This is a genomic window from Bradyrhizobium sp. 164, assembly GCF_023073715.1.
Classification (GTDB): Bacteria; Pseudomonadota; Alphaproteobacteria; order Rhizobiales; family Xanthobacteraceae; genus Bradyrhizobium.
The window spans coordinates 65,734-87,664 of sequence record NZ_JADPKA010000040.1 but is presented as its reverse complement, the minus strand read 5'-3'; the positions used below and the strand labels follow the sequence as shown (position 1 = coordinate 87,664).

The 21,931-nt window shown below is 64.3% G+C and carries 17 protein-coding genes; 6 read left to right on the top strand and 11 right to left on the bottom strand.

The window, feature by feature from the left end; genetic code table 11:
• Positions 1-239 precede the first annotated feature (239 nt).
• Positions 240-1,022: a class I SAM-dependent methyltransferase gene (locus IVB01_RS15195; RefSeq protein WP_247277262.1), complete on the bottom strand. Its 783-nt coding sequence runs from the start codon at positions 1,020-1,022 to the stop codon at positions 240-242.
• A 109-nt stretch (positions 1,023-1,131) separates the two neighbouring features.
• Between IVB01_RS15195 and IVB01_RS15190 the strand changes: the two genes are divergently transcribed.
• Complete coding sequence (locus IVB01_RS15190; protein ID WP_025575662.1) at positions 1,132-1,398, top strand: DUF2312 domain-containing protein; 267 nt, start codon at positions 1,132-1,134, stop codon at positions 1,396-1,398.
• 117 nt (positions 1,399-1,515) lie between these two features.
• Here IVB01_RS15190 and IVB01_RS15185 read toward each other — a convergent pair whose 3' ends face one another.
• Together IVB01_RS15185 and IVB01_RS15180 are read right to left on the bottom strand one after the other, a co-directional pair.
• Positions 1,516-2,031 (bottom strand): ParB N-terminal domain-containing protein, encoded by a 516-nt coding sequence (locus IVB01_RS15185; RefSeq protein WP_247449167.1) that lies wholly within the window; start codon positions 2,029-2,031, stop codon positions 1,516-1,518.
• A 1,003-nt stretch (positions 2,032-3,034) separates the two neighbouring features.
• On the bottom strand, positions 3,035-6,808 hold the full coding sequence (locus IVB01_RS15180) for a vitamin B12-dependent ribonucleotide reductase (protein WP_247277260.1): 3,774 nt from the start codon (positions 6,806-6,808) through the stop codon (positions 3,035-3,037).
• Positions 6,809-7,565: 757 nt separating this feature from the next.
• Here IVB01_RS15180 and IVB01_RS15175 point away from each other — a divergent pair.
• Complete coding sequence (locus IVB01_RS15175) at positions 7,566-8,462, top strand: DMT family transporter (protein ID WP_247277259.1); 897 nt, start codon at positions 7,566-7,568, stop codon at positions 8,460-8,462.
• Here IVB01_RS15175 and IVB01_RS15170 read toward each other — a convergent pair.
• The 3 genes from IVB01_RS15170 to IVB01_RS15160 all read right to left on the bottom strand — a co-directional run bounded on the left by IVB01_RS15170 (position 8,428) and on the right by IVB01_RS15160 (position 12,030).
• Positions 8,428-10,719 carry a CHASE3 domain-containing protein gene (locus tag IVB01_RS15170; protein ID WP_247277258.1) on the bottom strand — a complete coding sequence of 764 codons (2,292 nt, stop codon included), beginning with the start codon at positions 10,717-10,719 and terminating at the stop codon, positions 8,428-8,430. The genes IVB01_RS15175 and IVB01_RS15170 overlap by 35 nt on opposite strands.
• Positions 10,716-11,138: a response regulator gene (locus tag IVB01_RS15165; protein ID WP_247277257.1), complete on the bottom strand. Its 423-nt coding sequence runs from the start codon at positions 11,136-11,138 to the stop codon at positions 10,716-10,718. The genes IVB01_RS15170 and IVB01_RS15165 overlap by 4 nt, the downstream gene beginning before the upstream one ends.
• Before the next feature lie 226 nt (positions 11,139-11,364).
• Positions 11,365-12,030: a BA14K family protein gene (locus tag IVB01_RS15160; RefSeq protein WP_247277256.1), complete on the bottom strand. Its 666-nt coding sequence runs from the start codon at positions 12,028-12,030 to the stop codon at positions 11,365-11,367.
• Positions 12,031-12,270: 240 nt separating this feature from the next.
• Between IVB01_RS15160 and IVB01_RS15155 the strand changes: the two genes are divergently transcribed.
• Positions 12,271-12,681, top strand: coding sequence for an NADH:ubiquinone oxidoreductase subunit NDUFA12 (locus IVB01_RS15155; protein ID WP_247277255.1), 411 nt, complete (start codon positions 12,271-12,273; stop codon positions 12,679-12,681).
• 414 nt (positions 12,682-13,095) lie between these two features.
• Here IVB01_RS15155 and IVB01_RS15150 read toward each other — a convergent pair whose 3' ends face one another.
• On the bottom strand, positions 13,096-13,782 hold the full coding sequence (locus IVB01_RS15150) for a DJ-1/PfpI family protein (RefSeq protein WP_247277254.1): 687 nt from the start codon (positions 13,780-13,782) through the stop codon (positions 13,096-13,098).
• A 91-nt stretch (positions 13,783-13,873) separates the two neighbouring features.
• Between IVB01_RS15150 and IVB01_RS15145 the strand changes: the two genes are divergently transcribed.
• Positions 13,874-14,812, top strand: coding sequence for a GlxA family transcriptional regulator (locus IVB01_RS15145; protein ID WP_247277253.1), 939 nt, complete (start codon positions 13,874-13,876; stop codon positions 14,810-14,812).
• 237 nt (positions 14,813-15,049) lie between these two features.
• On the opposite strand, the gene IVB01_RS15140 is transcribed toward IVB01_RS15145, so the two are convergent.
• Positions 15,050-15,787: a hypothetical protein gene (locus tag IVB01_RS15140; RefSeq protein WP_247277252.1), complete on the bottom strand. Its 738-nt coding sequence runs from the start codon at positions 15,785-15,787 to the stop codon at positions 15,050-15,052.
• Positions 15,788-16,288: 501 nt separating this feature from the next.
• Between IVB01_RS15140 and IVB01_RS15135 the strand changes: the two genes are divergently transcribed.
• Positions 16,289-16,912: an NYN domain-containing protein gene (locus IVB01_RS15135; RefSeq protein WP_247277251.1), complete on the top strand. Its 624-nt coding sequence runs from the start codon at positions 16,289-16,291 to the stop codon at positions 16,910-16,912.
• Between the two features lie 1,113 nt (positions 16,913-18,025).
• Here IVB01_RS15135 and IVB01_RS15130 read toward each other — a convergent pair.
• Positions 18,026-19,033: a Na+-dependent transporter gene (locus IVB01_RS15130; protein ID WP_247494676.1), complete on the bottom strand. Its 1,008-nt coding sequence runs from the start codon at positions 19,031-19,033 to the stop codon at positions 18,026-18,028.
• Between the two features lie 11 nt (positions 19,034-19,044).
• Complete coding sequence (locus tag IVB01_RS15125; RefSeq protein ID WP_247494675.1) at positions 19,045-19,992, bottom strand: alpha/beta hydrolase; 948 nt, start codon at positions 19,990-19,992, stop codon at positions 19,045-19,047.
• Between the two features lie 208 nt (positions 19,993-20,200).
• On the opposite strand from IVB01_RS15125, the gene IVB01_RS15120 reads away from it, so the two are divergent.
• Positions 20,201-21,226 (top strand): DUF2155 domain-containing protein, encoded by a 1,026-nt coding sequence (locus tag IVB01_RS15120; RefSeq protein WP_247277248.1) that lies wholly within the window; start codon positions 20,201-20,203, stop codon positions 21,224-21,226.
• 9 nt (positions 21,227-21,235) lie between these two features.
• On the opposite strand, the gene aat is transcribed toward IVB01_RS15120, so the two are convergent.
• A complete protein-coding gene (gene aat / locus IVB01_RS15115) occupies positions 21,236-21,916 on the bottom strand; it encodes a leucyl/phenylalanyl-tRNA--protein transferase (RefSeq protein WP_247277247.1) in 681 nt (226 codons plus the stop codon).
• Positions 21,917-21,931 lie beyond the last annotated feature (15 nt).

The window sequence follows — 21,931 nt, the reverse complement described above, 5'->3', positions numbered from 1 at the left end:
CTCGCCGCTGTCCAACACAACGCGTGTGCAAAGGAAAAATTATGGCGGGCTCGGGAGCCGGGCGGAGCGAGGCCGCTAGCGTCTCCGGCGCATGAATTACGGTGACAGTGCACTTAATTGACACCGACCAAGCGTGAATCGAGCCGCAGATTCGGCAGGGCGGCGATGGCGGACGAATTTAGTGCACTGTCACCGCGATTCCTGCGGGTTGTCACAGGAATTCCTGCTTCCCCACATGTTCAGCGCGGCTTACGTCCGCTGATCGCGTGCGCGCGGGCGCTGCAGGTGATGCGGCCGTCCGCATCAGTGGGCAGGCGCGCCCTCACGCGCTGCATGAGTGCGGCGACGTCGGCCGCCGGCATGACCGCGATCACGGGTGCGGTGGAGGGGGCCTTCGTCTCCACATTCCAGAACTCGTCGAAATCGGCAAACGTCCGCTGCACGGCGATCTCGCGGGTCTCGATCTGCTGCAGCCCGGCCGCGCTCCAAAGGCTCTGAAGCGCTGCAAGAGTGGACACTTCCATATGCGGCGGACGCGTCGGCGACAGCCCCATCGCGTACATCTCATCGAGGATCGGATCGAGCGGAAATCCGCCGCCCAGCATGTCCCACATGTAGGTCGCAACGAGGCCGCCGGGACGAACGATGCGCGCCAATTCCGCGACACCTTGCGAGGGGGTCCGCACGAACACGAGAACCAATGCCATCACCGCGGCATCGAAACTTGCCGCCTCAAAGGGCAGTGCCATGGCATCGCCGGTTTGAAACACGGCCCCGCGCGCGCCGGGACGCCTGCGGGCAAAGGCGAGCTGTCCCTCGGAGGGATCGATGCCCTGCACGTCGCTGGGTGCGCAGCGTGCAAGAATGAGCTCGGTGAAGGCGCCATTGCCGCAACCGACATCGATCCAGCGCAGCCCTTGTGCCGGCTCAAGCCAGTCGAGAAAGACCTCGCCGACCGAACGGCTCCAGACTCCCATCACCTGCTCATAGGCGGCACCGTCATCGAAGCGAAGCTCGGGCATGCAACGGCTCCCTCGGCGTTTTTCAGCAGGCAATGGGCGGGCGACGAGGTTAACACATTGGTCATTTCTTTGCGGGCATTTTCACGATCCCAGTCAGCAAAGAGGCACCATGTCCGACATCACCATTCCCGGCGGCAAGATCCGTTCCTTCGTCGAGCGGATCGAGAACCTCGACAGCGAAATGCAGGAGTTGAGCGAACAGAAGAAGGAAGTCTTCGCGGAAGCCAAGGGCGAGGGCTTCGACGTGAAAATCCTCAAGGAGATCATCAAGCTGCGCAAGGAAGACAAGAACGAGCGCGATGAGCGCGAAAGCCTGCTCGATCTCTACATGCGCGCGATGGAGACGGCGTCGCCGGAGCAGGCGAAAGCGGCGTGAGAGGATCGCGGTAATGCAAGGAGAGATAGCCGCGGCTTGCGGCTATCTCTCCCGTAGGACGACGAACTGATCGATTTATGATGGGGCGTTTGGTTCAATCCCGCTGAAACCTGGCCATCAATAGCGGCCGCCGCTGCCCTTTTGTTGCGTGATCCAGTCCGACAATGTCTTGGGTTTCGCTTTCGCAGTCCGGCCCTGCGATGCCCTCGAATTGTCGCGGTCGCCTTTCGTTGGGCGGCTGCGCGGCGCTTCCGTTGCGCCAGCGCTCTTCAAGGTAGCCGTCGATGCCTCCGCGGCTTCTTTCTCCAGGCGCAACTGTTTCAATCGCGCCATCTTGATACGCTCTGCCTCGATTTCGGGTCGCTCGGCGCGCAGCGGCTTGTGCTCAGCAAACTCCACTGTGACGACCACGCCGAGAATGGTCGTCTCTCCGAGCGCCTTGCAGGCTTCGAGCCGATGCAGTCCCTCGACAAGGACGAGGCGATCTCCATCGAGCCGAACGGAGATCGGGGTCTGTTGTCCGATGTCCAGGATACTTTCCGCGATCTCCCCGACGATCTCGGGCTTGAGTGCTTTCTTCTGCTTCGTGGGAACGAAGATCTTCTCGATCGGGAAGCTTTCCGGTTTGGGCATACTTGACTCCACATCTACCGGGCCCGTCCGAACCCATGCCGGTGAGGTTAGAAGTTTAGGAGGTGAGGGCTCGACAGCAAAAGAAATTTTGGCGGCGGGTCACGGAGACGATGTTGGATTGCGGTAACACCTACATGTCAGTCCGGCGGAACCGGGCAGCGTCGGTCCCGACGGGCGTCATCTCAGCGTCGAGGGCAGCAGGAAGATGGCGGCGGCGGTGGTGTGGATGATGAGATAGACGGGGATTTTCGGAGACTGAGGCTTGATCGCTCGGAGCGAGCCCGTCGTATAGATTAGCCGAAGGCGTAATCCACCGCCGCCTGCTGCTGCTCACTAAACATTAAAAGGTGATCTCGTCGTCGATATCTCGACCGAGAAGATCGAGCGGAGGCCAAGTCGGCGGCCGATCCGCATCTTGGGATGAACCGACCGCTGATTTGCTTTAAGTCCCCTTAGATCGTCTGGATAGAAGTCAATAACGTCCTGCAGGTCGATGTCACGGATCTCCCTGTCCGAATTCCTCACTTTCAATGGTAGGTTTCAGTTCTCTTGTCTGACCAAGTTGTTCGATGGCTCGAGAAAAAATCGATGTGTAATGAGTCTCTCTGTCGATATCAGTCTTGGCTTCACTGATTCTTGTTTGTTGACGAGAATCAGCAAGCGCCACACGATGAGTGGGAGACCCACTGCGCCTGCTAAGACGGGAAGGGCAGCCTTAGCAGCATCAGCAGCTCGCTTTTGATCTCCGCTCAGCAGATCTGCCAGCAGCCATCCGATCGCTAGAAAGCCAACAACAACAAGCAAAATGAAGAGAGCAATTCCGATAATGGTGACCGGGGGTCGAAATCTCAGACGTTGGCTGTTCGAGGGTGCCGATCAGTTTTAAAGGCCATCCACGAGTATCGGTACGCTTCTCCATTTGAGGCTCGCACAGGTTGTCAATTTGATTGCAATAAAGGCCGCTCGTTTGAGCGGCCTTTACATGTTCAACCCAAGTAAGAGTTCACGAACAACCCGTCGTACTTCCGCAAGTATCACACTTCATGCAGGTGCCATTCCGCACCAGGGTGAAGTTGCCGCACTCCGAGCACATCTCGCCCTCGTAGCCCTTGGCCTTGGCTTCCGCGCGGCGCTCGGCCTTGCTGGGGACCGCGACCGTTCCGGCGCTGCTGGCCTTGCTCCACTGAAGCTGCTCGAGCTTCTCCGTGGGGGAGAGATCGTGCTGGGCTTCCTGCTTCAGGGCGACGGCGCCTTCGAGGGCATCGCCGACACGAGCACTCGTGCTATGCGAGGCCATCGCCGTGACCTTGCTGCCGCCTGACGGCGCGCTGTCGTTGCCTTGCGAGACCGCGGTCGAGCCGCCGCGCATCACGACCAGCTTGTCGGTGCGCGAGCGGGTGAGGCCGCGCGAGACCAGCTTGGTCGCGTGGTGGCCGCCGTCCTCGTCCGGCTCCTTACCTTCCTCAACGCCCTTGCCGAGCGCGTCAAAGCCGGTCTCGTTGGGATCGACGTGGGCGAGGTCGAAGCGAGAAAGGTAGCTCACCGCCAGCTCACGGAAGACGTAGTCGAGGATCGAGGTCGCGTACTTGATGCTGTCGTTGCCCTGCACGGGTCCCGCCGGCTCGAAGCGGGTGAAGGTGAAGGCGTCGACATATTCGTCGAGCGGCACGCCGTATTGCAGGCCGAGCGACACCGCGATGGCGAAGTTGTTGATGAAGGAGCGGAGCGCGGCGCCTTCCTTGTGCATGTCGATGAAGATCTCGCCGAGACGGCCGTCGTCATACTCGCCGGTGCGCAAGTAGACTTTATGCCCGCCGACGACCGCCTTCTGGGTGTAGCCCTTGCGGCGATCCGGCATCTTCTCGCGCTCGCGCATCACGATGATGCGCTCGACGAGCTTCTCGACGATCTTCTCCGAGACCTGGGCGGCACGCGCCGCCATCGGCTTTTCGTAGAGCTGCTCGACCGCATCGTCCTCGTCCTCATCGTCGCTGATGAGCTGCGAGTTGAGCGGCTGGGAGAGCTTGGAGCCGTCGCGATAGAGCGCGTTGGCCTTCAGCGCGAGCTTCCACGACAGCATGTAGGCGGACTTGCAGTCCTCCACCGTGGCGTCGTTCGGCATGTTGATGGTCTTGGAGATCGCACCCGAGATGAAGGGCTGCGCCGCCGCCATCATGCGGATGTGGCTCTCGACCGAGAGATAGCGCTTGCCGATCTTGCCGCACGGATTGGCGCAGTCGAACACCGGATAGTGCTCGGCCTTGAGGTGCGGGGCACCTTCCACCGTCATCGCGCCGCAGATGTGGACGTTGGCCGCCTCGATCTCGCGCTTGGTGAAGCCCACGGCCTGGAGCAGGTCGAAGCCGGGGGCTGCAATGGCTTCAGCGCCGATGCCGAGCTGGTCGCGGATGAAGTCTTCGCCAAAGGTCCACTTGTTGAAGGCGAACTTGATGTCGAAGGCGGTCGGCAGGGCTTTTTCGACCTTGGCGATGGCTTCATCGGTGAAGCCCTTGGCCTTCAGGGTCGAGGCGTTGATGCCCGGCGCGTTGGAGAGCGAGCCGTGGCCGACGGCGTAGGCTTCGATCTCCGCGATCTCGCTCTCGCGATAGCCGAGCGCGCGCAGCGCTGCGGGGACCGCGCGGTTGATGATCTTGAAGTAGCCGCCGCCGGCGAGCTTCTTGAATTTCACCAGCGCGAAGTCGGGCTCGATGCCGGTGGTGTCGCAATCCATGACGAGGCCGATCGTGCCGGTCGGCGCGATCACCGTGGTCTGGGCGTTGCGATAACCGTGCTGCTCGCCGAGCTCGAGCGCCGCATCCCAGGCCGCCTTGGCATGCGCGACCAGGTCCTGCTGCGGGCACGAGGCGTGGTCGAGCGGCACCGGGTTGACGCTGAGCGCCTCATAGCCGGAGGACTCGCCATGCGCGGCGCGGCGGTGGTTGCGGATCACGCGCAGCATGTGCGCGGCGTTCTTCTTGTAGCCGGGGAACGTGCCGAGCTCGGAGGCGATCTCGGCCGAGGTCTTGTAGGTGATGCCGGTCATCACCGCAGTCAGGGCGCCGCAGAGCGCGCGGCCTTCCTTGCTGTCATAGGACAGGCCCATGGTCATCAAGAGGCCGCCGATATTGGCGTAGCCGAGGCCGAGCGTGCGGAACTCATAGGAGAGCTCGGCGATCGCTTTGGACGGGAACTGCGCCATCATCACCGAGATTTCGAGCACGAGGGTCCAGAGCCGGCAGAGATGCTCGTAGCCCTCGACGTCGAAATGCTTCGTCGTGGTGTTGTAGAACGTCAGCAGATTGGCGGAAGCGAGGTTGCACGCCGTGTCGTCCAGGAACATGTATTCCGAGCACGGATTGGACGCGCGGATGTCGCCGGACGCCTTGCAGGTGTGCCAGTCGTTCATCGTGGTGTTGAAGTGCAGGCCCGGGTCGGCCGAGGCCCAGGCGGCGTGGCCGATCTTCTCCCAGAGGTCGCGCGCTTTCAGCGTCTTCGTCACCTTCTTGGAGGTGCGAGCCGTCAGATTCCAGTCGCCGTCGGTCTCGACGGCGCGCAGAAAATCGTCCTTCAGCGAGACCGAGTTGTTGGAGTTCTGGCCGGAGACGGTGAGGTAGGCTTCCGAGTCCCAGTCCGTGTCGTAGGTGTCGAACTGGATGTCCTTGTAGCCTTGCTTGGCAAACTGGATGACGCGCTTGATGTAATTGTCAGGCACGAGGCTGCGGCGCGCGAGCTTGATCTCGCGGCGCAGGGCAGGGTTCTTCTCGGGATCGAAGCAATCGTCGCCCGAGCCTTCGCAATTGACGCAGGCCTTCAGCACCGCCTTGAGGTGCTTCTGGTTGATCTTGGATCCCGTGACGAGGGCGGCGACTTTCTGCTCCTCCTTCACCTTCCAGTCGATATAGGTCTCGATGTCGGGGTGATCGACGTCGACCACGACCATCTTGGCGGCGCGGCGCGTGGTGCCGCCGCTCTTGATGGCGCCGGCGGCGCGGTCGCCGATCTTGAGGAAGCTCATCAGGCCGCTCGAGCGGCCGCCGCCCGAGAGTTTCTCACCCTCACCGCGCAGGCGCGAAAAATTGGAGCCGGTGCCGGAGCCGTATTTGAACAGGCGCGCCTCGCGGACCCAGAGGTCCATGATGCCGCCCTCGTTGACGAGGTCGTCACCGACGCCCTGGATGAAGCAGGCGTGCGGCTGCGGGTGCTCATAGGCCGACTTGGACTTGGTCAGCTTGCCGGTGAAGGGGTCGACGTAATAATGGCCTTGGCCGGGCCCGTCGATGCCATAGGCCCAGTGCAGGCCGGTGTTGAACCATTGCGGCGAGTTCGGCGCGACCATCTGCATGGCGAGCATGTAGCGGAGCTCGTCGAAGAAGGCATGGGCGTCTTCCTCGGTCGAGAAATACTTGCCCTTCCAGCCCCAATAGGTCCAGCAGCCGGCGAGGCGATCGAACACCTGTTTTGCGCTGAGCTCGCTGACATAGCGCTCTTTCTCAGGTAGGACAGAAAGCGCCTCGGTGTCGGGCACCGAGCGCCACAGGAAGGAGGGGACGGACTCTTCCTCGACTTTCTTCAGGCGCGCGGCGACGCCGGCCTTGCGGAAATATTTCTGGGCAAGGACGTCGGAGGCGACCTGCGACCATTCGGTCGGCACCTCGACGTTCTCCAGCTTGAACACGACCGAGCCGTCGGGATTGCGAATCTCCGACGTGGTCAGCCGGAAATCGATTCCCGCATAAGGTGACTGTCCCGAAGTGGTGTGGCGCCGCTCAATCCGCATGGTCTTGCCCCGTCCTTAATCTTTGACCGAACCGCCTCCGTTCAGGCGTTCCCGTCGACATTTCGCTTCGCGAGTCCTTTTGGCCGTTCGGCCTCGGGCATCGCAGTTCAGCCGGTGAACCCGGCCCTTGTTCTCCCGACGCGATTGTTCGGTGCGCGCACCTCACATCCGCCGGCATGTCCAGGCCCATCCGCCCCAAGGGAATGAGCCCGACATGCGTTCAACGCCCCGCCGTCACTTCAACCGTTGCCATGCGAGCCTGTTGCCGGCCCGTTCTGGCGCCCGAAACGTCCTCCATCAAAGGGCAGACAAGCCCTCATCCGCTGCCTTTGGCTGGCGGGCGGAGTGTTGATTTGCGAGACCCTTTGGGGGAGTGCCGGCGGGACGCAAACTCACTCGCGCCGAACGGACCGAAAGCTAGGACTCTCCGCTGCGCCCGTCAAGAACTAGTGCGAGTTCCTGAATCAAATACTAAATATGGTGGATTGTGGGGGATAACAGGGGTCTCGGCCGCGCCTGCTGTGGAGCCAAGTATCAGTGAGTCCTCAGGGATTCCCAACCAAAAAAATTTGCATGCCGCACTGTTCGCAACTCTTCATCCCGCTGTTCACAGGGCAGGTATATTTTTGGCCGATGGGATTGCGTCAGCGGGACTCACGTAGCCCTACGGAAGGTGAGGGCAGGCATGCCCCCCGAGGTGGTGGTTTGCGCAGCGAATCCGCGCCAAGCTGACCTTCGATTTTGCCGGACCAACCCCATGCATGATTCGACCCGCCGGGATGCGCGGCCGCGCATCGCCCCGGCCGGACTGATGTTCCTCGCGATCACCTCGATCGGCTGGGGCTTCAACTGGCCGGTGACGAAATTCCTGCTCGCCGAGCTGCCGCCGCTGACGCTGCGCGGGGTCACCGGCGTGCTCGGCGCGGTGCTGCTGGCGCTGCTCGCGGTCGTGCGACGGCAGAGCCTGCGGGTCGAGGGCGTGGTCTGGCCGCGCTTACTGACCGCCGCGGTGCTCAACGTCACCGGCTGGATGGTGCTGATGGGTCTGGCGCTGCTCTGGCTGCCGGCGAGCGAGGCGGCGCTGATCGCCTACACCATGCCGGTCTGGGCCTCGATCATCGCCTGGCCGGTGCTGGGGGAGCGGCCGACCCTCTTGCGCACGCTGGGGCTGGCAATGGCCTTTGCCGGTCTTGCCTCGATCATGGGCGGCAATGGCATTGCCGCCAGCGCGGAAAAGCTGCCGGGCATTATCATGGCGCTGTGCGGCGCGTTCGGCTTTGCCGTCGGCACGGTGTTCTCGAAAAAGTACCCGATCCGCCTGCCGCCGATCACGGCGGCGGCCTGGCAGATCGGCATCGGCTGCCTGCCGATCTCGATCATCGGCCTCCTGGTCGAGACCACGCATCTGTCGCGGGTGACGCCGCTCGGCTGGTGGCTCTTGGTCTATTCGACCGTGGTGCAGTTCTGCATCGCCTATGTCAGCTGGTTCGCCGCGCTCGCGCGCCTGCCGGCCTCTGTCGCCGCGATCGGCACCATGGCCGTGCCGGTCATCGGCGTCGTCGCCTCGGCGATCGCGCTCGGCGAGCCGCTTGGCGCGGGCCAGATCGCCGCGCTGATCTTCACGCTGGCCGCCGTGGTGCTGGCGACGCGCTAATTTTGGTTGCCGCGATCCCGCCGCCCAGCGCCTTCCGGATCATCTCCGCGAGCTGGTTACGGCGGTAGGGTTTCGTCAGCAGCAACACGCCGTCGTCGAGCTTGCCGTGGTGGACGATGGCGTTGTCGGTATAGCCGGAGGTGTAGAGCACCTTCAGGCCGGGCCGGCGCTTGGCCACCTCCTCGGCGAGCTCGCGGCCGCTCATGCCGCCGGGAATGACGACGTCGGTGAAGAGCAGATCGAACGGCTGGCCGGCCTCGATTAATTGCAGTGCGGCGCGGCTGTCGGGCGCGGCCACCGTCTTGTAACCGAGGCTCTGCAGCTGCGCGGTGACGAAGTTGCGCACCAACGTGTCGTCCTCGACCACGAAGATGGTCTCGGCGCCGCCTTGGGCCTGCGGCGCGACGGGAGTGGCCACATCAACCGTGCCTTCACCCGGCGGCAGATAGAGCTTGATCGTGGTGCCGTAGCCTTCTTCGCTGTAGATCTTGATATGGCCGCCGGACTGCTTGACGAAGCCGTAGACCATGGACAGCCCAAGGCCCGAGCCCTTGCCGACTTCCTTGGTGGTGAAGAACGGCTCGAATGCCTTCTGCTGGACCTCGGCCGGCATGCCGGTGCCGGTGTCGCTGACGGCGAGCATCACGTAAGGGCCGGGCCGGACGTCCGGATTGTTCTGCGCATAGGCCTCGTCGAGCTCGACCCGGTGGGCCTCGAACAGCAACTTGCCGCCGTTCGGCATGGCGTCACGAGCGTTGATCGCCATGTTGAGCACGGCATTGGTGAGCCGGGACGGATCGATATGCGCCGTCATCGGCCCCTGCTCCAGCACGGTCTCGATCTGGATCTGCTCCCCGAGAGTGGGGCGCAGGAGCTTTGCGATATCCGCGACCGCGGCGCTGATCTCGACGTTGCGCGGCTGCAGCGGCTGCCTGCGCGCGAACGCCAGCAGATGCTGGATGAGATCGGCGCAGCGCTCTGCGGCATCGTCGATCAGCCGCGCCGTGCGCTGGAGCTCGGGCTGGTCCTTCAGGCTCGCCACCAGCGTCTCCGTGTTGCCGGAGATCACGGTCAGCATGTTGTTGAAGTCGTGCGCGACGCCGCCGGTCAGCTTGCCGATGGCATCCAGCTTCTGCGACTGATAGAGTTGGCGCTCTGTCTCGCGCGAGGTGGTGGCGTCGTGATAGACCAGCACAGCGCCGGAGATATTACCTTGCCCGTCCCGCATCGGCCGGCCGCTGATCATGAGATGGCGGGGAGAATTGTCACTGTGCGGGCGGACGATCATCTCCAGCTCTTCGAACTGCTCGCCGCGCAGCACGCGCGTCGACGGCAGCTCGTCGGCCTTCAGCGGCGTGACGCCGTCGCCGTGAAACACATCGGACAGCGCGCGCAGATTGCGCAAATTCATGCCGGCACGATGCAACAACATGCGCTCGGCGGCCGGATTGGATAGCAGGACGGTGCCCTCGGCATCGATAACCAGCACCGCCTCCGCCATGCTGCGAAACGTGCTCTGGAGCACGTTGACCGACAGGCGCAGCTCGTCATGGGCTGCGACCAGATGCTCGGTGCGCTCGGCCACCGCTGCCTCGAGCGCCTCCTTGGCGGCCGTGGTCTCGGTCAGCGTGCTCTGGAGCGCGACAGTGGTCCGCCGGCTCTCGCGCATCACCAGCGCGACAAGGAGCAGGATCAGCACGGCGCCCGCAACGTCGATGCCGAGCAGCACGATGCCGGTGCGGCGCGAATCCTGGGAGCGCGCGGTGAGCAGGCGTTCTTCCTCGGCGCTCAGATGGTCGAGATTGCGCATCACCGTGTCCATGAGGCCGCGGCCCTCGGCCTTGCCGTTAAGTGCGGCAATGCCGGCCTGGTCGTTCTCAGTGCGCAGGCGCATCGCCGCGGCGGCGATCTCGATCCGGCGCAGCGCCAGCGGCTCCGTGCCCTCCAGCAGCGCGACCTGATCCGGATGGTCGCGCACGTCGCGCTTGAGCTCGGCGAGGGCCGGCGCGATCCGGGCGCGGACTGCCTGGAACTCATCGCTGAAACCCGCGCTGCGATAGAGCTCGTAGCCGCGCGCGGCGCCCTCGGCACGGCGCAGCAGCACGCGCAGGTCGGAGATCTTCTTCTGCACCTGGACGGCGTGGTTGACCCAGGCCGCATCGGACCGCGACTTGAAGTCGAGGGCGATCGAGGCTGCGGTGATGATCAGGAGGATGGCAAGTCCAGCACCGAGAATGACGCGCTGCGTTGGGATCAAGGGGCTTCTTTCTTGTCCTTCGGCTGTGCGCTCTCGGCGGCACCGGCGAGGCATTCCCGGATCGTGGTCAGCAGCGCGTCCGGGGTGAACGGCTTGCGCAGGCAGCGGGTCGCGCCGAGCTCCAGCGCCATGCGGAGAAAGTCGGGGGAAGGCGAGGCGGATGAGGCGAAGGCGTAGCCGGACATCGCGATCAGCGGCGTGGCCGGCGCGCGCTCGTGAAAGATGCGGATGGACTCGAAGCCGCGCATGTGCGGCATGAAGATGTCGACCAGCATCACGTCGAAAGCCTGTGTTTCGAGCGCAGCCAATCCCGTTTCTCCGCCGTCGGTCAGCGTGACGTCGAAGCCCTGACGTTGGAGGAGGACTTCGATGGTTGCGCCGACCATCGGATCGTCATCAACCACGAGAATACGCGGCATGACACTTCCCAGCAATCGAGGTCCCCACTGTGATGGTGATATCCGCGAATCGTGGGTCGGGTCAATTTTGGATTGGATGGCAATTGATATGCACGGCGCGGTGAATAAAGGTCCATTTGAATGAAGCGTGATCCAAAAGTGGCGCGAAGCAAGTGAAGCGCACGACCAATACGAGAAAAGCGCCGCATCGCTGCGACGCCTTTTGCTTCAAATGCCGCAGATCGGCTTACGGGCAGGGATGCCGCTGGCCGTCATAGCCGAGATACGTACCCGAGGCCGGGTCGTACGACTTGTAGCGCTGCGCGCAATAAGCGTACGAGTCGCCGCCGCTGTCTGGCACCACGGCCACTGTCGGCTCATCATAATAGCTGTCGTAGTAATAGGGGTCGTCATAATAGCCATAGCCGCCGCCGTAATAGGCGTACGAGCCGAGGCCGCCGATCGCCGCACCTGCCGCGAAGCCGGGCCAGAAGCCGCCGCGCCGATGATGCCAGTGGCGACCGCTCCAGTTGCTCCCGCCCTGCCAGTTGCCCGCGGTTGCGACGCTGCGGCTGCCGCTGAAGGACGGCGACATCGCGGGGCGGCTCACCGTGCCGGCCGCGAAACTGCCAGCGCTGGGACGCATCGCAGTGCCGGCCGCGAAACTGCCGCCGCTCGGACGAACCGCTGCACCGGCCCCGAAATTGCCGCCACCGCCATGGAACGCGGCGCCGCCGCCGCCCATACGTGCACCGCCTCCGCCGAAATGAGCACCGCCACCACCGCCGCCACCGCCGACATGGGCGCCGCCCGCTCCGACCACGGCGGCACGACTCTGCGCGAAACTCGGGCTCGCCAAGGGAAGAACCAACGCCATCGCCGCGGCAGCACTCAGGTATTTCAGACTGTTCATGGTCAAACTCCTTTCCCGGAAGCAAACCCTATGAAAGCGTTGGGGTTCCTGGGATCACGCCGGTTTGCGTGCGAAAGAGAGCTTCAGCCGGTGCCGCTGTACCCGGGATGAATGGATCGCGGCCGCTTTGCGGCAGATCTTGCTCGGTAGCCGGATCTGCGGAGGCACCGACGCACCCTCCGAACTGGACATTTCGCCGTTCGGATGGCATCAGGACCCGAGGAAGCAGGGCCTTGCCGCATGAAACAATTCTTTCTCAAGTTCTTCACCTGGTGGAATGGCCAGACGTTTGGCACCCAGCTCTGGACCAAACGGTACGGCGAGCTGGTCGGCCAGGACGAGCAGGGCAATCTCTATTATCGCACTCGCGGCGGGGCGATTGATCCGACGCTCGGCTTCGAGCGGCGCTGGGTCGTCTATAACGGCTATGCCGAAGCGAGCCGCATCCCGCCGTCCTGGCACGGCTGGATCCATCACGTCGTCGATGTGCCGCCGACCGAGACCAACTATCAGCCGCGCGAGTGGGAAAAGCCGCACCAGCCGAATCTCACCGGTACGCCGAAGGCCTACCGTCCTTCGGGCTCGACCCTTGCCAGCGGGCGGCGGCCGAAGGCGACCGGCGACTATCAGCCCTGGACCCCGGCCAACTGAGCGTCTGCCCGGACGCGAATCTTTATCGCGACATTGGATGCACGCGCATCCGTTTCGCGCCGCTGGGGACAACGGGAACAGCGGGGATGCCGCCTGCGCCGGCGTTGCGCTCACGCCAGCGATGCGGCTCAATGGTCCCATCTTACGGAGATGGGAGACCATCGCGTTCGGTTCGGGCAACAGTTCGCGACTGTCCCGAGATGCAGCGGCCGCCGACCAGGACTCGATCGCGGAGATAGGCCCCCGGTCTGGAAGTTCGAAATCGCCCGATGGAATGTGCAGCCGCCGTAAGACAGGAAAGGCCGCTTGGGAAACCGAGCGGCCTTTTTCTTTGGGGGACCAGCACGAAGGTCACGTGCCCCAGACGCAGCGCAGCGCTACATGTTGGCCGCGTCGGGGACGCGAGAGCGCAGGCTACGCCATCCGCTCCGCTGCGCGCTTCACCGCCTCGAGCCGCCGCGCCTGGTTTTGCGCGCCGCGTTCGCGGAGCAGGGCCAGCACCTCGGCAGGCGCGGTGTCGGGCGAGCCTGAATTGAACGGCGGGGCGGGATTGTATTCCATCTGGAGCTGGATTGCTTCCGCCGTGGTGCGGTCGACCAGGATCGAGACCAGGGTCAGCGCGAAATCAATGCCGGCGGTGACGCCGCCGCCGGTGATGCGGTTGCGGTCGATGCAGACGCGTGTCCTGGTCGGCGTTGCGCCGAACTGGCTGAGCATCTCCATCGCGCTCCAATGGGTGGCGGCGCGGTAGCCCTTCAACAGGCCGGCGGCGCCAAGCGCCAGTGATCCCGTGCAGACCGAGGTGACGTATTTGGCGCCTTCGGCCTGCCGGCGCAGGAAATCGAGCACCTCCTCGTCGTTGAGCAGGTCGTTGGTGCCGCCGCCGCCGGGCACACAGATGACGTCAAGTTGCGGGCAGTCGGCAAAGGTCGTGGTCGGCGTCAGCGTCAGCACGGAATCGCTCGGCACGGGCTCGATCCGCTTCCAGATCAGGTGCAGCTTCGCGCCCGGAAGCATGGCGAACACCTGCAAGGGCCCGGTGAAGTCGAGCTGGGTGACACGCGGAAACACCAGGAGTCCGATCTGGAGCGGTGACGACATGGGAGCCTCCGAGGATGAGCTTGACGCCGGCAGGATCGCATGGTGCCCTTCCGTCCGAAATGACGTAATTCCCTCAGTTTCGGACATGACCATGATCGGCATCTTGATCTTCCCGGATTTTCAGTTGCTCGACGCGGCGGGCCCGATCTCGGCATTCGAGGTCGCAGCGCGCTGCACCGGCATGGCGCCGGGCATTCGCGTGCTGGCGGCGAAAGCGGGCCTCGTGCGCAGCTCCTCCGGGGTCGAGATGATGGCGCGCGATTTCAAGTCGGCGAATGCGATCACGACCCTGGTCGTGGCCGGCGGCGCGGGCGTCGCGGACGCCGCGCGCTGTGAGGTCACGCGCGCCTTCGTGCAGCGGCTGGCGCGGCGTGGCGTGCGGGTCGCCAGCGTCTGCTCGGGTGCCTACGTGCTGGCCGAAGCCGGCCTGCTCGACGGGCGCCGCGCCACCACTCATTGGGGGCGGACGCGCGATTTCGTCGCGCGATATCCCAAGGTGAAGTTCGAGCCGGACCAGATCTTCACCCGCGACGGCAATGTCTGGACCTCGGCAGGCATCTCCGCGGGCATTGATCTCGCGCTCGCGATGGTCACCGAGGACCACGGCGAAGAGATCGCGCAGCAGACCGCGCGCCAGCTCGTGCTCTATCATCGCCGCAGCGGCGGCCAGTCGCAATTCTCCTCGCTGCTGGAGCTGAAGGCGCCGAACGGCCGCTTCGGCGCACTGTTGTCCTGGGCGCGCGAAAATCTCGACGCGCCGCTGACGGTGGAGGACCTTGCCGATCGCGCCGGCATGAGCGCGCGACATTTCGCCCGTGCCTTTGCCGCCGAGACCGGCACGACGCCGTCCAAGGCGATCGAGCGGTTGCGGCTCGAAGCGGCACGCGAGCGCGTGCAGTCCTCGCGTGAGGCGATCGAGCTCGTCGCGGAAGTGACCGGATTCGGCGACCCCGAGCGAATGCGCCGCGCCTTCATCCGCGCCTTCGGCCAGCCGCCACAGGCGCTGCGGCGCGCGGCACGGGCAGGTTAGGGCGCGCGAGGACGAGGCCTCGCCGTGCGGTCCAACGCATCGGCATTTGAAAGGCGACGGATACCGTGCCTGAGACGTCGGCGCGAGTTCTCGAAGACGTGCGGAAAGTTTGCGGCCGTCACGCCGCCGGCGCTGCCTCGACCTCGAGATTGAGTTGCCGATCAGGCGACACGCCAGCCGCCAGTCCGCGCCGAACTGGGGCTCCTCCGCCTGGTGTGGCGCCAGGGCTTCGTTCCGTTAACTGCGCAACAGCACCGCTTCGCGCAGCACGCGGCTCGAGCTTAAGACAGAGCCGATTCCCAGGACCATCAGCAGCAAGCCCAGCCAGGTTGCTGTCCAGCCCTTTCCTCCATCGCCCGCCTCCGCAGGGGGCATGCCCACCGGAATAGCCGGTGGCACCGAGGCGGCGGCCGCGTCGCGTACCGCCGCGAGGGGCTTCTCCACGTCAATTTGGAACGGCACGGAATGTTCGGACGTGAACTGGCCGGTGGGAAGAGCGGTGAAAGGTGCGGCTGGCATCACGGCCGTCGTGCCCGTGCCGACAACGAGAGCGGCATCAGCTACCTTGACTTCGCGTGCAGGCGGCGGCGGCTGGACCCCCTCTGCCGGTGCGGAGCGTTGCAACTCCGCGCGTGCATCAACCACCGGGCTCCGCCTGAGCCGCGCGGCATCGTTCTGGTCGGGATTGGCGCCGCGGTTGGCCGCGCGACGATGTGCCGGCTTTTGCACCCTCGTGACACCCTCGGCCAGGAACCAACATTTGCGATGGCCGTCCCGCCGATAGACCCAGTGTTGGCCCGCGCCGGGCGAGTCGCCGGGCCGCGGCAAGCATTCCGCTTGCACGGGAGGGCTTGCTGCGGGCTCGCGCGAAGCGTTACCGAAAAAATCGGCAAAAGGGTTGGAAAACGCAGGTGTCGCTGCAAGAGCTCCAACAAGAACTAAACTCGTCAAGCAAAGCCGCAAATAACCGGACATCGAAAACTCCCGGTGTTGCGCCCCCCTACCAGTTCGACCCTTCGCGGCAAGATGGGCCGCGATGCGGCTCAAATCTGGCAGCGCCATGGATTCATTGTGTGCCCGCTGCGAGATCCTGAGCCGAATCCGAACGCGCTCCCAGCAGCTCACGCTTGCAAAATGCAGTGGCTAGTTCATGTGGTTGAGCCCCTCTTGCCGCCAGGCGGGTGGGCTAAATAGGTCAGCGGAAATGGCGCACTGAAGCGCATCAGGATTTGATTGCAGCGCTTGCGGACAGGTCGAGAATGCCCCGGGCTCACCCATCCACGGAGATGCGCTGTCTCATCCGAGACGTTTGTCCGTGCTTTGGATATTGCGAATTAATCTTCGGCTCACAGCAAATCGTTTGAAGGCTAATGATCGCCGGTATAGCATGAGCTTTTAAAGGGGTTTGAACGTGCCGCCTTCGTTAATGTGCACTCAGCCCGCGGCATGCCACCTCGTCCCAGAAGTCAAGGCATCATGTCATCTTCCAACCGGATTGCGCTCTTCATCGACGGAGCCAATCTCTATGCCACGGCCAAGACGCTCGGCTTCGACATCGATTACAAGCGCCTGCTGAAGGAATTTCAGAGCCAGGGGACGTTGCTGCGGGCGTTCTATTACACCGCCATCATCGAGGATCAGGAATACTCCTCGATCCGTCCCCTGACCGACTGGCTCGACTACAACGGCTACACTGTCGTGACCAAGGCAACCAAGGAATTCATCGACGCCTCCGGCCGCCGCAAGGTCAAGGGCAACATGGACATCGAGCTCGCCGTGGATGCCATGGAGCTCGCCGAGCATATCGACCAGATGGTGCTGTTCTCGGGTGACGGCAATTTCCGCTCCCTGGTCGAGGCCGTCCAGCGCCGCGGCGTGCGGGTCACCGTGGTCTCCACCATTGCCAGCCAGCCGCCGATGATCGCCGACGAGCTGCGCCGCCAGGCCGACGTCTTTACCGACCTCCTCGAGCTGCAATCCAAGCTCGGCCGCGACCCGTCTGACCGCCCGGCACCTCGCGAGCGCGAGTTGCGCTATCGCCCGGCACCAGGTCAGACCATCGCGGGACCCAAGGGAAATGATAGCTTGCTCGAGGAGTGAGCCCCGAACGAGACCGCTGGTGGAATGGCCGCCGGTAAGGCTCGGGTGCCGACGCACGTGGTCGTTCTTCGAGCTGGGCGCAGAGATGAGCATGGCGAATAAGCCCGGCATTTGCGCCGGGCTAAATCGCCAATAAGATTCAGGTTCTCAGCAACGGATCAATTAGAAAGGAGTTCGCGGGTGGCAGTCGGTTCGGTTTCTGACACTGGGATGCTCGCTCACGAGCTTGCATAGCTGTGTTGCCGCCCGGCACGCTCCGGCGGGGAGGCCCGATTGGGCGGAGATGCGCAATCGGCGCGCAACACGACCTAGTACTGAAGCATTCGAAATTGATGTGAAGCCAAAAGCGAAAATAGTTCACGCGTGGCACGCTGTCGGAACCTAATTAACTGCGACAAAATAACAAATTTAGTTATGTTCGATAATCGTGATGACTCCACCATAAAATAAAAAAATATGTTGGGGAAAACACGGGAGGTTGGAATGGAAGCTGCCCGCCGCTTTCGCGCAATGGCGTCACTTTGCCGGCAAACTGCCGCGCTTTACCCTGAGAGAAGCTGGAAATTGCTCGCAGAGGCAGAGTACTGGGAGCATCTGGCGACTGCAGCTTTAGCTCACTGAGTTTCGGCCTCGCGAATATTCACTTCCTTGGTGTTCTTGATGTTTTCGTCGACTTCTGAGTTCAAATCATATTCTGAGGCAGCGATGTCCAGCACTGATCAGGTTTATACTTGCGCTGTCCTGCGCGAACGTTTGCAAGCGATTGTGGCGGAGCTTAGAGAAGTGGAGACGCTTCGAAGAAGGCTCCGAAACGTAGAAGCGAGAACAATCAGCCGAAGACGGCGTGCCAAAGTGGGCCGCAGAGCAAGAGCCGTTTGAGGACGCTCAGTCATCGAAACATTGAGGGGGCGCGGGATACGCTCCGCCGGCGGCCTGCGAATTAAGGATCTAAGCAGGTTATATACGATTTAAACACTTAAACAGTGGCCGCGTTAACTGGCATTGTAGCTGAATGCTGCACTGAACGTCTGATTCGGCGTACAGAGGACATTCGCAGCGTGGGACCCCCGTCCGATTGCGCTCGAAAAGCAGACATCCGGAATTATGCGTTGCTTAAGTAGCGCTACTTGCCGTCGCCCCGTCGGAAGTATTTGCGCGCGCGGTCAATCGCCGCGCGATCGGCATCAGCATGTACGGCGCAAGATGAATCGGAAACTGCGTCAGCGCGAAATAGAGCCAGGTCGTCGCCGGCAGCGCGCCGGCGGTTGCTGCCAGCATCAGGCCCAGATTGCGCTGGGAGACCATTAGGCCGATCGCGAAGGCGCGCTCGGTGCCGATGCGACGGAAGATCAGCGTCGTCACGGCGAGCAGCGTGAAGTAGACCATAAACGCGAGCAGCGCGACGGCGATCGTGAACAGGGGATCGGCGATGAGGTCGGTGGCGACGTTGCCCATCACCGCAGAGGCGAACACCAGCAGGATAACGATGTTGAGGCCGTCGATCGGCCGCTTGTGGCGCTGGATCGTCTCGGTGCCGAACAGGCGACGGATGATCGTCGCGGCAAGCAGCGAGGCAGCGAGGATGCCGAGCAGCTTGAGGCCGAGCGTCAGCGGCCAGATGCTGAGCATGCCGCCGAGAAAGAGGCTCGCGAACAGGGACGCCGTGAAGGGCACGAGCGCGGTCGAGGTCACCAGCGTGACCAGCACCAAGGTGGCATCAAGGCCCATCAGCGCGGCGAGCGCCGGCGAGGCCATCATCGGCGAGGCCGTGCCCTGGAGCATCAGTGCAAGCGCAAGGCCGGGCGAGCTAGTGGTGAGCCCGCTCACGTAAGCGGCGAGGGCGACGATCAGCGGCACTCCGATCGTGGTCCAGGCGGTGGCAGCCGCGACCAGCGCCGGCCGGCGCAGATGTCCGTACAGCGCCACGAGATCGACGCGCATGAAGGAGATGCAGAGCAGAAAGAAGATCGCCTCGGTGACATAGGGGCGCAGGAGCGCGCCGAGCGGCGGCACGGCGACGGCGATGAACACGATGGCCGCCACCGCGCGGGTGCCCTGGCCGCCGAGCCATGTCAGCCCGCGCAGGGGGAGGGCGAAGAGGGATCGAAGATGAGAGGCCATGCAAACGGCGTTCAGCCCAATCCCTTCAACCACGCGCCGATCTCGCGCGCGGCGACATTGGCCTCTCGCAGCAATTTTCCCATGGTGAAGAAGCCATGGAATTGGCCGGGATAATGCTTGTAAGTGACGGGCACGCCGGCCTGCTTGAGGCGCGCGGCGTACTCGGCGCCTTCGTCGCGCAGGGGATCGGCACCGGCGGTGAGTACGTAGGCCGGCGGCAGGCCGGCAAGGCTCGTCGCGCCCGCCGGCGAGGCGCGCCAGTCATGGATGTCGGCGGCGCCATTGAGATAGTGGTCGCGAAACCAGCGGATCACCGAATGGGTCAGCAGCACGCTGGTCTCGGGCTCGCTGTGGGAGCCGTGCGTCATGGCGAAATCGGTCGCCGGATAGATCAGCACCTGTCCTGCGAGGGCGGGACCGTTGCCGTGGCGCGCGGCGAGCGCCACGACCGCGGCGAGATTGCCGCCCGCGCTGTCGCCGCCGATCGAGAGGCGCGAGGCGTCGATACCGAGCTCGCGCGCATTGGCGGCGACCCATCCGGTCGCGGCGATAGCGTCCTCGGGTGCGGCGGGAAACTTGTGCTCAGGCGCAAGGCGGTAGTCGACCGAGATCACGATCAGCGCGCCCTCGACCGCGAGCTGGCGGCAGACAACGTCGTGGGAATCGAGATCGCCAATCACCCAGCCGCCGCCATGGAAGAACACGAGCGCCGGCGACAGGCCGTCGTGCCGGCGCGGCTCGTTTGGCACGTCGAGGCGCGCAGGGATCACCCCATGCGGCGCTGGGATCGCGAGCTCTGCGACGCGGGCGAGCTCCGGCGGCTCGGGGTTGGTGGCAAAGCGCGCCTGCGAATAATAGGCGCGCGCCTCCGGTGCGGTCAGGGTCTCGTAGGCCGGGCGGCCGGCCTGCTGGAAGGCCTTGTAGACGGCAGCAGCATCGGGATCGAGCACAACGGGCATGGGCAGAGGCCTTCTGGGTTTCCAGTTCTGGTTGGACGTCGTTTTCGCACGGCGATGCCCGCCTGCCGGGAAGGGGGTGTCTTCCGACTATCCCATCCGGAAGCCGGTCTGGCCAGTCGGCGCCGGGGCGGGGCAGGGATGCCGCCCTTCCCCCGCCGTATTCGCCGTGTTAACCGGAGGGCCTGCGAGCGGCGGTATCCCCTATAAAATGTCCAACGAGCCCGATTCGCTGTTGAAGCCGCGCGAGATGTTCAAAACCTTTTCCCTGACAGGCCTTGCGGCACTGCTGGCCGCCACCGTGTTGACGGTTGCGACGCCTGCGCAGGCGCAGATCGGCACGATCTTCTCCGATCCGCCGCCGCTGCGGCCGCCCGGCAACATTCCGCGCGGCCAGCCGCAGCCGCAGCAGATCCCCGATGACGACGAAGAGGTGCCGGAGCTGCCGCCGCAGGGTCGCGTGCTCCCGTCGCGCCCGATGCCGCCGCCTCCGGGCCGGCAGGGGAACGTGATGCCGGGGCCGGTCGAGACCCAGCCTCTGGCGCCGCCGCCGGGCTCGACCGTGGCTCCGCCGAACCAGCCGCCATCCGCGGCGATCGCTCCGCCCGGTCCGCAAGGTGCCCCAGGTGGGCCCGGTCAGCGCCAGCCGCAGCAGAAGGGCGCAGTCCCGCAGGCGCCGGCGAGCCTCCAGCCGGGCGACGAGGTCGTCACCGAGCCGCCGGCCCAGAAGATCGTGAACAAGAAGGCGACCTTCTCCGGTCTCGACAAGATCACCGGACGCATTATCAATTTCGACGAGGAGATCGGCGAGACCGTCCAGTTCGGCGCGCTGCGGGTCAAGACCGACGCGTGCTATACGCGGCCGGCAACGGAGGCCACCAACACCGACGCGTTCGTCGAGGTCGACGAGATCACCTTGCAGGGCGAGGTGAAGCGCATCTTCTCGGGCTGGATGTATGCCGCAAGCCCCGGTCTGCACGGCGTCGAGCACCCGATCTACGACATCTGGCTCACCGACTGCAAAGAACCGCAGCAGACCATTGCGACCGCAGCGCCGGATCCCGCGGCCAAGCCGGCCCCGCCACCGCCTGCGCAGAAGAAGGCTGCGCCGAAGCAGGCCGTGCAGCAGCGTCCGCCGCAGCCCTTGCCGCCACCTCCGCAACAGCAGCCCGCGCCGCCACCGCCGCCGCCACAGCAGCAGCCGGGCCTGTTCAATTTCCCGGGCTTCAGCCGGTAAACTCAGTGATTATTGCCGCGAGGCGATGATATCGAGCGCGCGTGCGCCCGGGATCGGTTCGCCCGCAGAGAGCCTCAGGAAATCGCCGGGCTCGCCTGCGAGCGCCTTGTCGAGCAGCGCGGTGTAGCGCCGCCGCGAAATCTCGACCGCGCCGAAGCTCTTCAAGTGCTCGGTGACATATTGCGTGTCGAGCAGCTCGAAGCCGCCATGGATGAGCCGCGCGACCAGATGCACCAGCGCGACCTTCGAGGCGTCGCGCGCGGTGTGGAACATGCTCTCGCCGAAGAAGGCGCGGCCCAAGCTGACGCCGTAGAGCCCGCCGACGAGATCGTCGCCTTGCCAAGCCTCGACGCTGTGGCAATGGCCGAGCTCGTACAGGCCGCCATAGAGATCGCGGATGCGCTTGTTGATCCAGGTGTCCTCGCGCCCGGCCTGCGGCGCCGCGCAGCCGGCGATGGTCGCCTTGAACGCGGTGTTGACGGTCACGCGAAACGTATCCGAGCGCACCGTGCGCGCGAGGCGCGAGGCGACGCGAAATCCCTCCAGCGGGATCACGCCGCGCAGCTCCGGCTCGACCCAGAACAGGGTCGGATCGTCGGCGCTTTCCGCCATCGGAAAGATGCCGCAGGCATAGGCACGCAACAGCACGGCCGGCGTGATTTCAGACGAGGCAGAGTCGCGAGACGTCATGGCGCGCGACAATAG